At 68.8% G+C, this 16,141-nt stretch carries 11 protein-coding genes; 8 read left to right on the top strand and 3 right to left on the bottom strand.

The features are described from left to right. The 8 genes from UAA55_RS09385 to UAA55_RS09350 all read left to right on the top strand — a co-directional run. A partial coding sequence (locus tag UAA55_RS09385; RefSeq protein ID WP_322952419.1) for an SDR family oxidoreductase occupies window positions 1-1,567 on the top strand: 1,567 nt, incomplete at its 5' end. Between the two features lie 49 nt (window positions 1,568-1,616). Further along, on the top strand, window positions 1,617-2,618 hold the full coding sequence (locus UAA55_RS09380) for a TauD/TfdA family dioxygenase (RefSeq protein WP_322952418.1): 1,002 nt from the start codon (window positions 1,617-1,619) through the stop codon (window positions 2,616-2,618). Continuing rightward, window positions 2,615-4,279: a cyclic peptide export ABC transporter gene (locus UAA55_RS09375; RefSeq protein ID WP_322952417.1), complete on the top strand. Its 1,665-nt coding sequence runs from the start codon at window positions 2,615-2,617 to the stop codon at window positions 4,277-4,279. Before UAA55_RS09380 ends, UAA55_RS09375 begins: the two co-directional genes overlap by 4 nt. Then, a complete protein-coding gene (locus UAA55_RS09370; protein ID WP_322952416.1) occupies window positions 4,276-5,988 on the top strand; it encodes a cyclic peptide export ABC transporter in 1,713 nt (570 codons plus the stop codon). Before UAA55_RS09375 ends, UAA55_RS09370 begins: the two co-directional genes overlap by 4 nt. Beyond that, window positions 5,985-6,752 carry a thioesterase II family protein gene (locus tag UAA55_RS09365; protein WP_322952415.1) on the top strand — a complete coding sequence of 256 codons (768 nt, stop codon included), beginning with the start codon at window positions 5,985-5,987 and terminating at the stop codon, window positions 6,750-6,752. Before UAA55_RS09370 ends, UAA55_RS09365 begins: the two co-directional genes overlap by 4 nt. 144 nt (window positions 6,753-6,896) lie before the next feature. Continuing rightward, window positions 6,897-7,493 carry a YcjF family protein gene (locus UAA55_RS09360; protein ID WP_322952414.1) on the top strand — a complete coding sequence of 199 codons (597 nt, stop codon included), beginning with the start codon at window positions 6,897-6,899 and terminating at the stop codon, window positions 7,491-7,493. A gap of 116 nt (window positions 7,494-7,609) precedes the next feature. Further along, complete coding sequence (locus tag UAA55_RS09355; RefSeq protein WP_322952413.1) at window positions 7,610-7,807, top strand: hypothetical protein; 198 nt, start codon at window positions 7,610-7,612, stop codon at window positions 7,805-7,807. Further along, window positions 7,804-8,985, top strand: a complete 1,182-nt coding sequence (locus UAA55_RS09350; RefSeq protein ID WP_322952412.1) for a prohibitin family protein — start codon at window positions 7,804-7,806, stop codon at window positions 8,983-8,985. Before UAA55_RS09355 ends, UAA55_RS09350 begins: the two co-directional genes overlap by 4 nt. Before the next feature lie 23 nt (window positions 8,986-9,008). On the opposite strand, the gene UAA55_RS09345 is transcribed toward UAA55_RS09350, so the two are convergent. The 3 genes from UAA55_RS09345 to UAA55_RS09335 all read right to left on the bottom strand — a co-directional run bounded on the left by UAA55_RS09345 (window position 9,009) and on the right by UAA55_RS09335 (window position 16,083). After that, window positions 9,009-10,349, bottom strand: coding sequence for an anti-phage deoxyguanosine triphosphatase (locus tag UAA55_RS09345; protein WP_322952411.1), 1,341 nt, complete (start codon window positions 10,347-10,349; stop codon window positions 9,009-9,011). Between the two features lie 111 nt (window positions 10,350-10,460). Continuing rightward, window positions 10,461-10,808: a RidA family protein gene (locus UAA55_RS09340; RefSeq protein WP_322952410.1), complete on the bottom strand. Its 348-nt coding sequence runs from the start codon at window positions 10,806-10,808 to the stop codon at window positions 10,461-10,463. 217 nt (window positions 10,809-11,025) lie between these two features. Further along, window positions 11,026-16,083, bottom strand: coding sequence for a beta strand repeat-containing protein (locus tag UAA55_RS09335; protein WP_416235177.1), 5,058 nt, complete (start codon window positions 16,081-16,083; stop codon window positions 11,026-11,028). Window positions 16,084-16,141: the final 58 nt, after the last annotated feature.

The following is a 16,141-nucleotide window of genomic DNA, read 5'->3' as shown; positions in this document are numbered from 1 at the left end:
TTATCGATTGCACCAATCCATCGACGGCGACCATCGCGCCGGAACCCCGCCGCAGGGTCCGGTGGAGGAACGCGTGGCCGCCATCTGGGCCGCCGTGCTGAAGGTCGACAGCCTGCGGCGGGAGGATGATTTCTTCCAGCTGGGCGGCGACAGTCTGCGGGCGACAGCCATGGTGAACCGCGTGCGTCGGGAATTCGCCTGCACGGTCAATGACCTGTATGAGAATCCCCGCCTGGAGGACTTCGCCCGCCGCTGCCGGCCGCAGGCGGGCCAGCTGACCGGCCTGATTGCCGGTGCCCGTGCGCACTGGCAAGCATTCAAGGCCCGCGAGGCCGCATTCGAGGCGGCGCGCGAAGCCACGCTGGAACCGCTGCTGGCCGCATATCGCCAGCGCTACGAAACCCTGGCGGCCTCGGCCCCGGTGGCGGCGCGCCCTTATGGCCATGTCCTGCTGACCGGCGCCACCGGCTATCTCGGCGCCTATCTGTTGCGCCACCTGGCGGCGGATCCGGCGCGGCGCGTCACCGCCCTGATCCGCGGCCACGACGATGCGGAGGCGCATGCGCGCCTTACCGAGGTGCTGCGGCATTATTTCGGCGCCGAGACGGCGTCCGATCTGCTGGCATCCGACCGGGTGCGAGCTTGGGCCGGCAACCTGCGAGCGCCGGATCTGGGCTTGGCCGAGGGTCGGCATGAGGCCCTGGCGATGGACGCCGACGCCATCCTGCACTGCGCCGCCAACGTCAGCCACTACGGCCATTACCGCGACAGCCACGCCGACAACGTCCAGGCCACCCGCCACCTGCTGAACCTGGCGGTGGAGCGGGGCCGGCGCACCGGCCACACGGCCGACATGCACTTTATCTCCACCCTGTCGGTGTGCGGCCGATCGCCCGAGGACGGCTACCGCCTGTATACCGAGTATGACGAGCACCACGCGGCGCTGGACGACAACTACTACGTCCGCAGCAAGCAGGAGGCGGAGCACCTGGTGGTGGCGGCGCGGGGCGAGATCGCCAACGCCAGCATCCACCGCGTGGGCAACATCGTCTTCGCGTCGGAAGGCGCCGCCCTGCAGCGCAACATCCGGCAGAACGCCTTCTTCCGCCTGACGGCGGCGCTGACCCGCCTGCGCTTCCTGCCCGAGGACATGCACGCCTGGCTGTGCCATGTCGACAAGGTGGCGGAGGCGGTGGTGACCCTGGCGCAGGCGCCGGATCTGGCCCACCACACCCATCACGTCGACCACGCCCGCCGCGATTTCCTGGCCCAGGTCATGCGGGCGGCCCCCGGCATGGCCAGCCATCTGGACACCGGCAGCTACAACCAATTGCTGGAGCGGATCGAGACCGCCCTGAACGACCCGGCGATGGAAAAACCGCTGGCCGAGCTGCTGCCCACCTTCGGCGTCTATCGCCAGGAATCGCCGCACGAGCGGGACCGCCGCACCGAGTTGGCGACGGCCAAGACCCAGGCCTTGCTGGCCCGCTTGGGCTTCCGCTGGCCGGACGGGCTGCCCGCCGACGGGCTGGCCGCGATGATGGAGGCCGCCCGTGACGCCTACTGACCATTCTCCGAACCCTCAGCCCCTCCTGTTTCCAAGACGGTGACGAGCCATGTTGACCCATCTTGAAGACCTAGGCCTCCGCATCGGCGACTTCGCCCTGTCGCCCATGCCCGAGCGGGAACGCCTGTGCGTAAAGGCGGCATTGCGGGACTTATACGGCCCCGACCTCCGGATCGAGCGGCTGGTGCCGCCTGCCGCACCCGTGGAGCTGCGCGCCGCCCTTACCGCGGCCAGCCCCACCCTGGCCGCCACGGCCGAGGCGCTGTGCCATATCCTGGAGACCGACTACAGCGGCATCGCCGTGCGCCAGGCCGGCCTCGCGCACCTGGAGCTGGAGGATCGGGCCCAGGTGCTGTTCGCGCTGGCCGCGTGCATGGGTCGGCCGACGGCGACGGACCAGGTGAACCGCCGCGTCATCTGGGACGTGAAGGTACGGCAGCAGAAGGCGGCCACCACCTTTTCCGAGCATGCCGACGAGGCCGACCTGCACACCGACACGCAGTACTTCGCCCGGCCGGAGCGGTACATGATGCTGTACTACATCCGCCCGGCGGCCTGCGGCGGCGGCATCTCGCTGGTGCGCGACCTGCAATGCCTGAAGCGGTCCCTGTCCGCGACCGAGGAGGGGCGCTGGGCCATTGACCTGCTGTCGCGCAAGGTGCTGCCGTTCCGCATTCCCGGCGTCTTCACCGCCAACGGCGGCACGGACACGGTGGAGGTGACCTTCGCCACCATCTTCGCCGAACGGCCCGGCATCCGCTTCCGCGCCGACACGCTGATGAAGGGACTGGCCCTGCACCCGGCCGCCGACACACCGGACGTGCGCCGGGCGCTGGACCTGCTGCTGACGGAGGCGCGGCGGCCCGAGGCCCTGCTGCGGATCTCCATGCCGGCGGACAGCATCCATTTCGTCAACAATCACATGGCCTTGCACGGTCGCACCGCGTTCGAGGATCATGAGCGCCACGTCTGGCGCATCCGCGTCGACGATGACGTGCCGCTGTCCGCCCATGGCGGCGCGGACGCCCCCAGCGTAGGACGGGCCGCGTGAACCTTCTTCGCCTGATCAAGCTCATCGGTCCCGCCCGCATCCGGCGCCTGTTGTTGGCGGCGGCGGGATCGGCATTGTCCAGCACCCTGATCCTGGTCATCGTCAACGCCGCCGCCTCCGAAATCGCGGAGCAGCAGTGCGCGGGGGTCAACTTCGTCCTGGCCGGCGCCTTCCTGGCCAGCCTTGCCGCCTACATGGCGACGGAAGGCTGGATGGTCACCCAGATGGCCGCCTATCTGGAAGAGGTGGTCGACACGGTGCGCATGCGCCTGGTGGACCAGGTGCGCCGGTCCGACCTGCTGAAGCTGGAGCGGTTTGGCCAGGCCCGCCTGTTCGAAAGCGTGACCCAGGCGGGGCAGTTGATCTCGCAGAACTCCGAGTTCATGGCCATCACCCTGCGCTCCGTCCTGTCGGTCATCGCCGTCCTGGTCTACATGGCGGTGCTGTCGCCGCTGGCCTTCTTCGTCATCTCCGCCGTGCTGGTGGGCGGGGCCTGGTTCTACATCCGCCTGAGCAAAGCCTTGGAGGAACAGCAGGAACTGCTGATGGCGGAGGAGGAGGCGCTGTTCGAAAGCGTGTCGGACCTGTTCGACGGCTTCAAGGAGCAGCGGCTGAGCAGTGCCCGCAGCGACGACCTCAACCGCATCTTCGTCACCACGTCCGACCGCACCATGGCGCAGCGCGGCCGTGTGCACATGCACACCTGGCAGCAGTTCATCTTCGGCGAGATGGTCTTCAACCTGATGCTGGGCATCCTGGTCTTCGTACTGCCCCATTATTCCAGCAGCTTTTCACAGCAGATGGTGAAGGTCGCGGCGGCGGTGATCTTCCTGTCCACGCCCATCTTTGGCCTGATGCAATCCTTGGCGGTCATGACCGCGGCCGATGGTGCCGCCGGCCGCATGCTGGATCTGGAGAAGGATCTGGCCGCCCTGGCCGAACCGGGGCAGGACGCGCCGCCCCTGGACCTGCCGGCCGATTTCCGCGAGATCCGCCTGGATGGGGTGGAGTTCACCTTCCCCGCCCCGGCGGGCGAGGCAGCGTTCGCCGTCGGCCCCTTCGACCTGACCCTGCGGCGGGGCGAGGTGGTGTTCATCACCGGCGGCAACGGCTCCGGCAAGTCCACCTTCATCAAGCTGCTGACCGGCCTATACCAGCCCATGCGCGGCCGGCTGATGGTGGACGATTTGGCCATCGGGCCGCAGCGGCTGGACCCCTATCGCGAGCAGATGGCCACCGTCTTCGCCGACTTCCACCTGTTCGCACGCCTCTACGGCGTGCCGGCGCTGGACACGGCCGAGGTGGACGAGCTGATGCGCTGGATGGAGATGCAGCGCGTGACCCGGGTGGAGGACGACCGCTTCGCCCGCCGCGACCTGTCGGCCGGGCAACGCAAGCGCCTGGGCCTGGTGGCGGCGCTGCTGGAGCACAAGCCCGTGCTGATCCTGGACGAATGGGCGGCGGACCAGGACCCCCACTTCCGCCGCAAATTCTACCGCGAGGTGGTGCCGGCGCTGAAGGAACGGGGCCTGACCCTGATCGCCGTGACCCACGACGACCAGTATTTCGACGTGGCCGACCGGCGCCTGCACATGGAGGAAGGCCGCCTGCGCGAGGTGCCGCTGGATACCGCCTGGCATGGGCGGGAGGTGCCGGCATGAGACTGGCCAAGGTCGTCCTGCGGGAGATCCCGCAGAACCTGAAGATGCTGACCTTCATGAACCTGGTGTCGGCCATCGCCACCACCGCCCTCTTGGGGCTCGTGGCGGCGGCCAGCCAGGAGGCGGACAAGGTCGATGCGCGCCTGGTCCTGATGTACGCGGTGACCATCACCTTGTTCTGCGTGTCGCACAACGCCATCCTGGTGACGGCGTCGCGGGATGCGGAGCGGCTGATCCACACCTTCCGCATGCGGGTATTCGACGCGGTGCGGCGGGCCGACCTGGTGACGGTGGAGCGCATCGGCCGCGCCGCCCTGCACGGCGTGCTGATCCAGGATACCCAGATCCTGGCCCGCGTGCTGCCCATCCTGGCGGTGGGCGCGCAGCAGGCGGTGATGCTGGTCTTCCTGGCCTATTACTTGGCCTATCTGTCACCCCTGGCGTGCGTGCTGGCCTTCGCCTTCGCTGGCCTGGCGGTGTCGATCCGCTATCGCCGCACCCGCTCGTTCAAGGAAATGCTGGCGGAATCCGGCCAGGCGGAGGCCGACGTCTTCGACGGGCTGACCGACCTGACCCAGGGCTTCAAGGAGGCCCGCATGAGCCGCCGCCGGGCCGACGCTCTGGTGGGGGCCGTGGGCGCGGCCTCCGCCCGCGCACGGCGGGTGAATGTCGAGACCAAGACCCAGTGGGTGCGCAACTTCTCCCTGATTGAGGCCATGTTCTATGCCCTGATCGGCCTGATGGTCTTCGTCGTCCCCCTGGTGTCGGCGGAATACTACAAGGTGGTGGTGCCGGTGACGACGGCCGCCCTGTTCATCGTCGGACCGATCAGCACCGTGTCCTTCGTGACGCCCATGGTGTCCATGGCCGAGCGGGCGCTGACCAACATCGAGGCCATGGAACAACGCCTGGCCGAGGCCGCCGATCGCTGGGCCGTCACCGCCGACGCCCCCGTCCCGGCCGGCCGCGCACCGCTGGACGAGGAGCCAACGGAAGGCATGGAGGTGCTATCCGCACCGCGCTCCATCGCCCTGGCCGAGGCCGGCTTCGCCTACCGCAACGACGACGGCACCCCCAGTTTCGCCGTGGGGCCGCTGACGGCGGAATTCCACGGCGGCGAGGTCACCTTCATCACCGGCGGCAACGGTTCCGGCAAGTCCACCATGCTGCGCCTGCTGACCGGCCTCATGCCCTTGGACCACGGCTCGTTGCTGATCAACGGCGCGCCCGTGCCGGTGGCCTCGCTGCAGGACTATCGCGACCAGATCTCCGCCATCTTCTCCGACTACCATCTGTCGCGCCGGCTCTATGGCGTGGCGGGGCCCGACCCGGCGCGTGTCCGGGAACTGCTGACCCGGCTGGAGATGCAGGACAAGGTGGCCGTGGCCGACGGCGCCTTTACCACCGTCCGCCTGTCAACCGGACAGCGCAAGCGCCTTGCCCTGGTGCTGGCGCAGCTGGAGGACAAGCCGGTCATCGTGCTGGACGAATGGGCGGCCGACCAGGACCCGCACTTCCGCGCCGTCTTCTACGAGCAGCTGCTGCCGGAACTGAGGGCGCGGGGCAAGGTGGTCATCTGCGTAACGCACGACGAGCGCTGGTTCGATCTGGCCGACCGCGTCTACCAGATGTCCGAAGGGCGCCTGCGCCTGGTGCACCCCCTGCCGCCCGGAACCACCCCGGCCGAACCGGCGGAGGCCCAGACATGAGTTGGCTGTATCCCCTGATCCGAGATAGCAACCCCACCGGCACCATCGTCGCCTTCCCCCATGGCGGCGGCGGCTTGAACGCGCTGAACTTCCTGGCCAAGGGCGCGCCGCCGGGCCTGGACGTCTGGGGGGTGCTGCTGCCCGGACGGCCCGGCCGATGGCAGGAACCGGCCGCCACCCGCATGGATCAGGTGGTGCCACCCCTGGTGGCGGCGCTGAAGGCCCTGCCGCGGCACCCCCTGGTTCTGGCCGGCCATTCCCTGGGAGCCGCCATCGCCCACGCGGTGACCGAGGCGCTAGTGCGCGAGGGCCGGCCACCCCAGGGCCTGGTGGTCTCCGGCCGCCGCGCGCCCCACCTGCCCCCCGACCGCCCGCCGGTGTGGGAGCTGGACGACGCCGGCCTGGACCAGGAGCTGCGGCGCCTGGGCGGCACCCCGCCCGAGGTGCTGGCGGACCGGGATCTCATGGACCTGATGCGCCCCCTGCTGCGCGCGGACTTCACTTTGTCCGACAGCTATCGGGTGGCCGCGCCCGCACCCTTGCCCCTGGATCTGGTGGCCCTGGCCGGTGACGCGGACACGACTGTCACCGTGGATGAGGTCGCGGCCTGGGAAACGGTCAGGGCCCACAGCTTCCACCTGCGGACGATGAAAGGAGGACATTTTTTCATTCAGGAAAATCCGGACGATTACATCCGCCTTATTCATAATTTATTTTCAAGGAACGCATTGGCGGCACCCTCAGCTGGGGAACCGCGCTCATGAGCCCGTTATTGGTTAGCCCATATCGTCGGGCTGCCGGCCCTTGTCGGCGGCCAGTCACATCGGGCCGTCCCCCCGGGGATGGAACAAGCCGGACCCGTGGTTCGGAACGGTCACCCCTCAACGTCTTCTTTGGAGCGTGAGATCATGGTCACGAAGAAAGAACTAACCCCTGAAGAGGCCGCGGCGGCCGGCCCCGAGGCCGTGTCCCCCACGGCCGCCGAGCCCCCTGCCGCCCCGGCCGAGACGACCACCCACGCGGCCGTGGCGGACGACGTCGCCGTGCGCCACATCATCCGTACCCACGTCCTGCTGGCGGCCGGCTCGGCCGTCATCCCGGTCGTGCTGCTGGATGACGCGGTGCTGGCCGGCGTGCAGCTGAACCTGCTGCGCGAACTGGCCAAGCACTACACCGTGGATTTCCGCGGTGACATCGGCAAGGCCGCCATCGGCACCCTGCTGGCCACCGTCGCCCCGGCGGCGCTGGGCGGCAGCCTGCTGGGCTCCTTCGCTTTCCGCCACACGCTGAAGGCCATCCCGCTGGTCGGCCCGGTCCTGGGCCTGCTGACCCAGCCGGCGTTCAACGCGGCCTTCACCTACGCCCTGGGCAAGGTGTTCGCGCAGCACTTCGCCTCCGGCGGCACCTTCCTGACCTTCGATCCGTCCAAGGTCACGACCTTCTTCAAGGAGAAGTTCGACGAGGTGCGGGGCAAGTCGGCCCAGGCGACCGCCGCGGCCGCCTGATCGCGTTTGAATTGTGGTAACCTTGGGGTGGGGTCGCTCGCAGCCTCCCACCCCAAGGCCCGCCACTTGCACGGGCCCGATACATACGGGCCCACTCGCACGGGAATGCGCACCTCATGCCCTTGACCGTCATCGTCATCTACCTGCTGGCCTGCATCCTCTGTGGTGTCATGGGCCGAAACACCACCATCGGCTTCATGGGCCATTTCCTGCTGGCCTTGATCCTGACGCCCCTGCTGAACTTCCTGATCCAGGCGGTGGGCCGGCAGAGTTCACGGGTGCGTGACCATCTGCGGGCGCCGACCGAACGATGACCATGGCCGAAACCGGGGCCAAGACCGCCCCGCGCCCCCTCATGCGGCGCCTGAAACACTGGGCCGACGCCAACAGCCTGTCGCTTTATGCTGCCGGCCTGCTTTTGCTGCTGACCGCCCTGGCGCTCGCCCCGGCCGTGGTCGTCGCCGTGCCCGCCGGCTCCGTCGGCGTGCTGTGGCACCGCTTCAGCGGCGGCACCGTCACCGACCATGTGCTGGAGGAAGGGACGCACGTCATCGCCCCCTGGGATCAGATCTACATTTATGATAGCCGGCTGCAGACCCTGACGCGCACCTATCCCGCCGTGGCGGCCAATGGCCTGACCATGGAGGTGGAGATGTCGGTGCGCTTCCGCATCAATCCCCACGCCGCCGGCCTGGTGCACAAGCTGGCTGGTCCGGACTACGCCGACACCCTGGTGCGTCCCAAGATCGCCTCGCTGCTCTACGAATTCGTCTCTCAGCACAGCCCGGAGGAGTTCTACTCCCTGAACCGCGCGGAGATTCAGGCCTATCTGCTGAAGCGCGACCGAGAGGAATTCCCTCTGCCCACGCGGGAGACCGCGCCCGACACCCTGACACTGGAAGAGCAGATGGCCAGCGGCCGCGGCCCGGCCCTGGTGCGGGTGGAGGACATCCTGATCTCCAGCGTCACCCTGCCGGACAGCGTGCGCGCCGCCATCGAGCGCAAGGCCGAACAGCAGCAGATCATGCAGGAGTACGACTTCCGCCTGGCCCGCGAGGCCAAGGAACGCGACCGCAAGCGCATCGAGGCGGAGGGCATCCGCGACTTCCAGGCGACGGTGGCCAACACCATCACGCCGGAATACCTGCGCCTGCGCGGCATCGAGGCGACCAGCGCCTTCGCCACCTCCCCCAACGCCAAGACCATCATCATCGGCGGCCGCGACGGCCTGCCCGTCATCCTGAACACGGGCGACGACGCCCACCCACAGGAAGCGCCCAAACCCCAGCCGGAGGATCATGGCCGCGCCGCCGCCCCCCGGGCCGAGGCGGCCAAGCCGGCGCCAGGCGCCGCCCCGGTCGCCAAGCGACTGGAACCGACGGTGGCCCGCGAGGCGGCGCCAGGACCAGCGAATGCGCCGACCGGGCCAGCGGAGGCTCCGCCCCTCCCCAGCGAGCCTGCCGGGCCGCAGGCGGACCCGCCGCGCCGCTGACCTGTGAAGCTCCTTCGGGGGCCTTACAACTGATCGAAGACGGACCCCATGTGTGGGCTGAACAGCCGGTCGTAGGTCTTCATCAGGAAGTTGTCGGTCATGCCCGAGATGTGGTCGCAGATGACCCGCAGGCTGTCGCCTTCCTGCCGGTAGCGGGCATGGACCTCGCGCGGCAGAAAGGCTCGGGGTTCCGACGCCATGGCCTCGAACACCGACACCACCATCTTCTGGCCCTTGAATTCCAGCTGCTGCACAGCCGGGCTGAGGATGACGATGTCCATCACCGCCTGCTTCAGCGTATCCAGGAAACCCCGTGCGCGGTCATCCATGGCGGCGCGGTAGCGGATCAGGGGTTCCTGGAACGCTTCCCGCGTGTCGATGCGGCAGCTGGCGATCAGGTAATGGACCATGCGGCCGATGAACAGCTTGCGCTGGCCTTCCTCCCCGAACAGGCGATCGACGAAGGCCGCGTAGGCATCGCCGCCGAATTCCTCGGAATAGCGGCCGCGCAGCGTGTCCAGGAAAGCGGCGCACCGTTCGCGCGGCACGCGGGTGGTGAAGTCGTCCCGGTCCATCAGCCGCAAGGCCAGCGCGTCCTCAAGATCATGGACGCCGAAGCCGATGTCGTCGGCCAGGTCCATGATGCTGCAGTCGAAGGATTTGTGCAGCGGCTTGTGATGCCTTCCCTCCTGGCGGGTGTAGGCGCAGAAGGCATGCCGATCCGCCGCGCCCAAGGGCGCCAGGATCCAGTCGACCACGTCCGCCTCGCTGTCCATATAGCATTTGGGCGGTTTGGACGCCTTGCGGTCGATGATGCGCAGGGTGGTGGCCTTGGCATCCAGGCCGGGCCGCACCAGGGCGTTGGCGGCCTCACGGTAGGGCACCGGATATTTCAGGACGCCCAGCAGGGTACGGCGCGTCAGGTTGGCGCCCGCCCCCTCGGGGAACCTCTCCAGCCGGGACAGGACGCGCAGCGTCTGGCCGTTGCCTTCGAAACCACCGTGGTCGCGCATGCAATAGTTCAGCGCCACCTCTCCACCATGGCCGAAGGGCGGATGGCCCAGATCGTGGGTGCAACCGATGGCCTGGATGCGGGCGATGTCCGGCAGGTGGGGATGGGCGGGGTGATCCGGGAACTGGTGCTGGAACTGGCGCACGATGCCGCCAGCGATCTGCGCCACCTCCAGCGAATGGGTCAGGCGGGTGCGGTAGAAGTCGCTGTCACCCAAGTTCAGGATCTGGGTCTTGCCCTGCAGCCGCCGGAACGAGGCGGAATGAATCACCCGGGCGTAGTCGATATCCGCCGGCTGGCGGGTGTCGCTGGCCTGCCCTCGCCGATCGCCCCGCCGTTCATCCCATACCATAGGCACCCTCTAGCACCGCCACAGATCCAAATCGGGCGGGAGTGTAACGGGCACGGCCGGGAAATGCCGCAGCTAATCCCCTTCGTGATCCCCGGCCGAGCGCCCGTCGAATTACCGGGCGGCGATGGCGGTCATCTCGATCGCGAAATCGGGGTAGGCTAGGCGCGATTCAACCGTCGCCCGGGCTGGCGGATTGTCGGAATCCACCCAACGGTCCCAGACCGAATTCATCTCATCGAAGCCGGCCATATCGGCGAGGTAGATGGTGACGCTGACCAGGTTGGCCTTGGTGATGCCGGCCTTGGCCAGGGTCTCATCCATCTGGGCCAGCACGTCCCCGGTCTGCGCCGCGACGGACTGGCCACGAGTCTTATCCGCGACATGGCCGGCCAGGAACACCAGGCCGTTCACGGCGACGGCATCGCTCCAGCGTTGCGCCTTGCCGATGCGTTCGATCATTCGAAAACTCCCCTCTTGCACGCGTGTCTCGTGGGTTATAGCCGCACCCGGGCCAGATGGGGAACAATCGCGGCCCGGCCGCCCGCCGGCCAGACCCGGCCGGGGGTGTGGTAGGAGCTAGCGGGAATTAAGCCCCCACATACCCCCGGCCGGCGGCCCCCTGCCCCGCCGCTGGCGGCTGGCGGGACTTGCAGGGAACCGGTTAGAAGTCGCCCCCTCAGAAGTCGAAGGTGGCACGCAACAGGCCGGCGTGGCTCTGGTAATCGCGGCGCAGTTCGCCGGAATACTCCAGCCGCAGCTTGAAGCCGTCGCCCTGGTCCAGGGTGGCGCCCACGCCGATGCCCAGGCCGTCGGCGGCGGTGCGGCCGGTGCTGCTGACAAAGCTGGTGCCGGCCAGGACACTGGTGGTGGCGATGGGTCCATTCAGATAATCGTGCACCCAGGACAAGCGCAGGTCCGGCAGCAGCCGGCCCAGCCCGGTGTCCATCTTACCAGACAGCTTGGCGCCCAGCTCCTGCGTCAGACTGTCCACCTTCAAGGCGCCCACCGCCATGTTGGCCACGCCGGCGTCGCGCTCGTCATAGGCGTGGTTGGTCAGGCGCACCGCCCGCAGGCTGGCCTGCGGCGTCAGCGTGAAGCTGGCGGAGACCGGCAGGTCGTAGCCCACCGTCACCTTGCCCAGGTACTGCTCCCCGCCATAGTTGGCGTTGGCCCGGGCGCCCAGGAAGCCGATCCAGCGGCGCTGGTCGTAGTGGTTGTAGCCGAAGCTGGCCTGGCCCTCGACCGACAGCCGCTGGTCCGCCCAATCCGGGCGCCAGACGCTGTAGGCCGTCAGCTGGTAGCTGGCCGCCTTGGTCTGGCTGCCGGCGGCGGTGCCCTGGCCGTCGACCGAGCCGTTCAGCCAGCTGAAGGCCAGGCCCGCCATCACCGTGTCGTTGGCGTACCAGTCCGCGCCGATGACCAGGCCGGCGGTGGTGCCGCTATAGCCCGCGGCGTCGGCGCTGTTGCCGCGCAGCACGCCGCCGCCCAGGATCTCGCCCCAGACCGCCCCCTGCTGGCCGTCGGAGCCGGCCGCCGCCCCCTTCCCGCTTCCGTCCATATGGGCCGCGGCATGCTGCTGGTGCTGGCTGATGGCGTTGGTGGAGGGGGTGGCCGAGAAGGTGTTGATCTGCGGCGTCAACTGGCTGGGCGACAGCTGGGTCACCGCCAGCTGCTGTTCCGCCCCCGGCAACTTGGACAGGCGGGTCAGCACCGCCGCTTGGAAGGCCTGGGCCGCGGCGCCGTCGCTGTTGGCGATCACATCCAGCGCGCGGCCGGTGCCCACCGCCGGGCCGCCCGCCGCCAGGCCCACCGCCGTGTACCGGGTGCTGGGCGTGGTGGGATTGGTCGGGCCGGTCGGGCCCGTGGGGCCGGTGGTCCCGCCGCTGCCGCCACTGAGCGTCAGGACCAGGTCCGTGGCGCCGTTGGCCGTGATGGTGGAACTGGTGACCGTGTAGCCGGCGGCCGTCAGGGTCAGGTTGCTGGTCGTCAGCGTCGACCCGGCCGACGCGATGGTGTAGCTGCCCGCCGACAGCTGGCCACCCTTGACCGCCGTCAGGGTCACCGACCCGCCCGTCAGGCTGGCGCCGCCGCTGATCACCAGGGTGCCGTAGCTGGTGGTGGACGACACGCCGATCACCAGGCCGCCGGCGGTCTGGCTGTAGCTGCCGGTGATGTTCACGGCGCTGTTCACCAGCAGGGTGGCCCCGCTGTTGACCACGCTGTGGCTGCCGACGTTGACCCGGTCGTTCAGCATCATGACGCCGCGCACGAAGCGCAGATCGGACCGGGTATTGGTGATGGTGCCGCCGGTGAACACGCCCGGCGCGGCATCGGTGCCGCCCCCAGAGGCGCCACTCACCACCAAGTCGCTGGCCGACAGGTTCACCACGTTGCCCGTGATGGTGCCGCCGTTGGCCAGGGTGCCCAGCGTGCCCGTGGCGGCGATGTACAGCGCCGTGGCGCCGCCGGCCGTGTTGGCCAAGGTGCCGGTGACGCTCAGGGCGTTCAGGCTGCCGCCGACATAGTCGTTGCCCGCCACGGCCAGCAGGTTGGTCCCGCTGGTGGTGCCCGTGGCACTGAGGCCGGCGATGCCGCTGGTGACCGTGGCGCCGGCGTAGTTGGACCCCGTGCCGCCCTGGATCAGGGTGACGCTGTCGCCCACCAGGTAGTTGCCCACGGCGCTGACCCCGGCGTTGACCACGCCGCCCGTCATGTTGGCCGCCCCGCTGACCGTCAGCACACGACCGCCCGTGGTCAGCGTGCCGCCGCTCTGCGCGAAGTTGCCCGTGATGCCGACGTTGCCGGCCAGGCTGAGGCTGGCGCCGGCGTTGCTGACCGTGTGGGTCGCCACGTTGATGGCGTCGCCCAGGCTGACCGCACCGGACGCGAACACCACGTTGGCGCCCGTGCTGGTGATGGTGCCGCCGCTGAAGCGGCCCACCGCGCCGTTACCCCCACCGTTGATGGTGAGATCCCGGGCCGACTGGTTGACCACGTTGCCGCTGATGGTGCCGCTGTTGGCCAGGTTGCCCAGGGTACCGGTGCTGGCGATGTACAGCGCCGTGGCCCCGCCCGCCGTGTTCACGAGCGTGCCCGTGACGTTCAGGACGTTCAGGCTGGCCCCGATGTAGTCGTTGCCCGCCACCGCCAGTAAATTGTTGCCGCTGACCGAGCCATTGGCGTCCAGGCCCGCCAGACCGCTGGTGACCACGGCCCCGGTGTAGGACGAGCCCGTCCCACCCTGGATCATCGTCACGCTGTCGCCCACGAAGTAGTTGCCCACGCCGGACACCCCGGCGCTGACCGTGCCGCCGCTGACCAGCGCCGGGCCGCTGACGCTCAGCACATGGCCGGCGACAGACAACGTGCCGGCCGTCTGGCCAAAGGCGCCAGAGATGCTGATGTCGCTGGCCAGGATTAGGCTGGCGCCCGTGTTCGCCACCGTGTGGCCAGTCACATCGATGCTGTCCGCCAGGCTGACATTGCCAGAGACGAAGGCCAGGTTGCTCAAGCTGTTACGGATGGTGCCGCCGCTGAAGCCGCCCACCACCGCGCCGCTGCCGCCGACGATGACCAGGTCGTTGGCACTGGCATTGACCACATTGCCGATGATGGTGCCGCTGTTCGCCAGGGTGCCCAGGCTGCCGGCGGCCGTGATGTTGACCGCCGTGGGGGCGTTCAGCGTGCCGGTGTTGGTCAACGTGCCCAGGGTGCCGCCGATGTAATCACTGACCAGGGTCAGGACCAAGTCGGTGTCGGTACCATTCAGGCTGGTACCCAGCGTGGCCGTGAAGCCGCTGGCGGCCGCCGTCAAGCCGCTGGCCACCAGGCTGCCGCCCGCCTCGACGATGGTGTAACGGTCGCCCGCCAGCAGGTTGGCGCCATCCATGGCCGTGACCGCCACGGTTCCGCCGGTCAGGCCGGCGTTGCCGCTGACTTGCAGTTCCCCCGCCGTGCCGGCGCCGATGCCGGCCGTCAACGTGCCGCCCGTCTGGCTGTAATCGCCCGTCACGCTGACCACGCTGGTCATGAGGACGCTGGCGCCACTGTTCACCAGCGTGCCCGCACCGACATTGACCGCGTCCTTCAGGGCCACATTGCCCGCCGCCAACACCACATTGGCGCCAGTGCTGGTGATGGTGCCGCCCGTCAGGGTACCGACCGTCGTCCCCACACCCCCGGTGATGGTCAGGGTGTTGGCCGACAGGTTCACCACGTTGCCGGTGATCGTGCCGCTGTTGGCCAAGCTGCCCAGGCTGCCGCTGGCCGCGATGTACACCGCCGTGGCGGCCGTCAGCGTGCCGGTATTGCCCAGGCTGGCCAGGCTGCCCCCGACATAATCGTTGCCGACCACCGCCACCAGGTTGGTGCCCACCACGCTTTCCGTCACGGCCAGGCCGGTCAGGCTGCCCTGGACCACCACGCCGGTGTAGCTGGAGCCGGCACCGCCGGTGACCAGTGTATCCACGCCGGCCAGGTAGTTGCCCGTGGCGTTGTACTGGGCCAGGACCGTGCCGCCGCCCAGGCTGGCGGCACCGCTGACGGCCAGGCCGCCACCACCGGCGATGTCCACGGTCAGGGTGCCGCCCGTCTGGCTGTAGGCGCCGGTGACGCTGACCAGGCTGTCCAGAATTACCGAGGCACCGCTGTTGACCAAGGTATGGCCGGCCACGTTCACGGCATCGTTCAGCAACAGGTTGCCGGAGGCGAGAACCACGTTGCCGAAGGTGTTGATGATACTGCCCTGGCTGCCGGCGGCGTGGCCGGTCAGGGTGCCCACCACCGTCCCGCTGCCGCCGGTGATGCTGAGCGTGTTGGCCGACAGGTTCAGGATATTGCCGGTGACGGTGCCGCTGTTGGCCAGCACACCCAAGCGTGCGCCCGTGTCGATGTAGAGGGCCGTGGGCGCCGTGATCAGGCCGCTGTTGGCCAAGGTGCCGATGGTGCCCGCGTTATAGACGCCGTAGGTGGCGCCCAGGATGGTGCCGCTGTTCAGCACCGTGGCGATGTTGCCGGTGTTGTACAGGCCGGCGGCGGTGGGCGCGCCGGCGTCGATCAAGGCGCCGTCATTGACGACGACCTCGATGGTGCCGGCGTTGTAAAGGGCCATCTGCCCGGCCACGGTGCCGCTGTTGCTGAGCGTGCCGATGCTGGCGCCCGCCTGGTTGCCCAGGCCGGTGACACTACCGGTGACGGTGCCGGTATTGCCCAGGGTACCGATGGTGCCGCTGTTGCTGACACCGGCGATGGAGCCGCTGACCGAACCGTCGTTGCTGAAGCTGCCCACGGAACCGGCATTGGCGACACCGGCGATGGAGCCGGTGACGGTGCCGCTGTTGGTCAGGGTACCCACGGTGCCGTTGTTGATCACGCCCACCACGCTGCCGGATAGCGCGCCCGTGTTGCTGACGCTGCCCACGCTGCCGCTGCTGCCGACATAGAGGGCGGTGACGGCCACGATGGTGCCGCTGTTGCCCAGCGCGGGCAGGGTGGCGCCGATGTAGTTGTTGGAGACGGTGGCCACCAGGTCGGTGTTGGCGCCGATGGTCACGGCGCTGGCGGCGGCCCCCAAGCCCGTCACGTTCACCTGGGTGAAGACGCCGGTGTAGCTGGAGCCGGCGCCGCCGACCACCAGAGTGCCCAGGAGATCACCCTGGAGATGGTTGACGTTGGTCGCCGCCGAAATGCTGGTGCTGACCGTGCCGCCGCCAAGAGTGGCGGCACCGCTGACCACCAACTGGTTGCCCGCCAGGACTAGGGTGCCGGCGGTCTGGCTGTAGTTGCCGGTGACG

It is taken from the genome of Nitrospirillum guanabarense (assembly GCF_034653355.1).
GTDB lineage: Bacteria > Pseudomonadota > Alphaproteobacteria > Azospirillales > Azospirillaceae > Nitrospirillum.
Note: the sequence above shows the minus strand (reverse complement) of the source record. Positions and strands in the feature narration are given on the sequence as shown.

Excerpts from the sequence above, each read along its gene's own strand:
- UAA55_RS09380 (WP_322952418.1), top strand. The coding sequence starts at position 1,617 with ATGTTGACCCATCTTGAAGACCTAGGCCTCCGCATCGGCGACTTCGCC.
- UAA55_RS09370 (WP_322952416.1), top strand. The coding sequence starts at position 4,276 with ATGAGACTGGCCAAGGTCGTCCTGCGGGAGATCCCGCAGAACCTGAAG.
- UAA55_RS09365 (WP_322952415.1), top strand. The coding sequence starts at position 5,985 with ATGAGTTGGCTGTATCCCCTGATCCGAGATAGCAACCCCACCGGCACC.
- UAA55_RS09360 (WP_322952414.1), top strand. The coding sequence starts at position 6,897 with ATGGTCACGAAGAAAGAACTAACCCCTGAAGAGGCCGCGGCGGCCGGC.
- UAA55_RS09355 (WP_322952413.1), top strand. The coding sequence starts at position 7,610 with ATGCCCTTGACCGTCATCGTCATCTACCTGCTGGCCTGCATCCTCTGT.
- UAA55_RS09350 (WP_322952412.1), top strand. The coding sequence starts at position 7,804 with ATGACCATGGCCGAAACCGGGGCCAAGACCGCCCCGCGCCCCCTCATG.
- UAA55_RS09345 (WP_322952411.1), bottom strand. The coding sequence starts at position 10,349 with ATGGTATGGGATGAACGGCGGGGCGATCGGCGAGGGCAGGCCAGCGAC.
- UAA55_RS09340 (WP_322952410.1), bottom strand. The coding sequence starts at position 10,808 with ATGATCGAACGCATCGGCAAGGCGCAACGCTGGAGCGATGCCGTCGCC.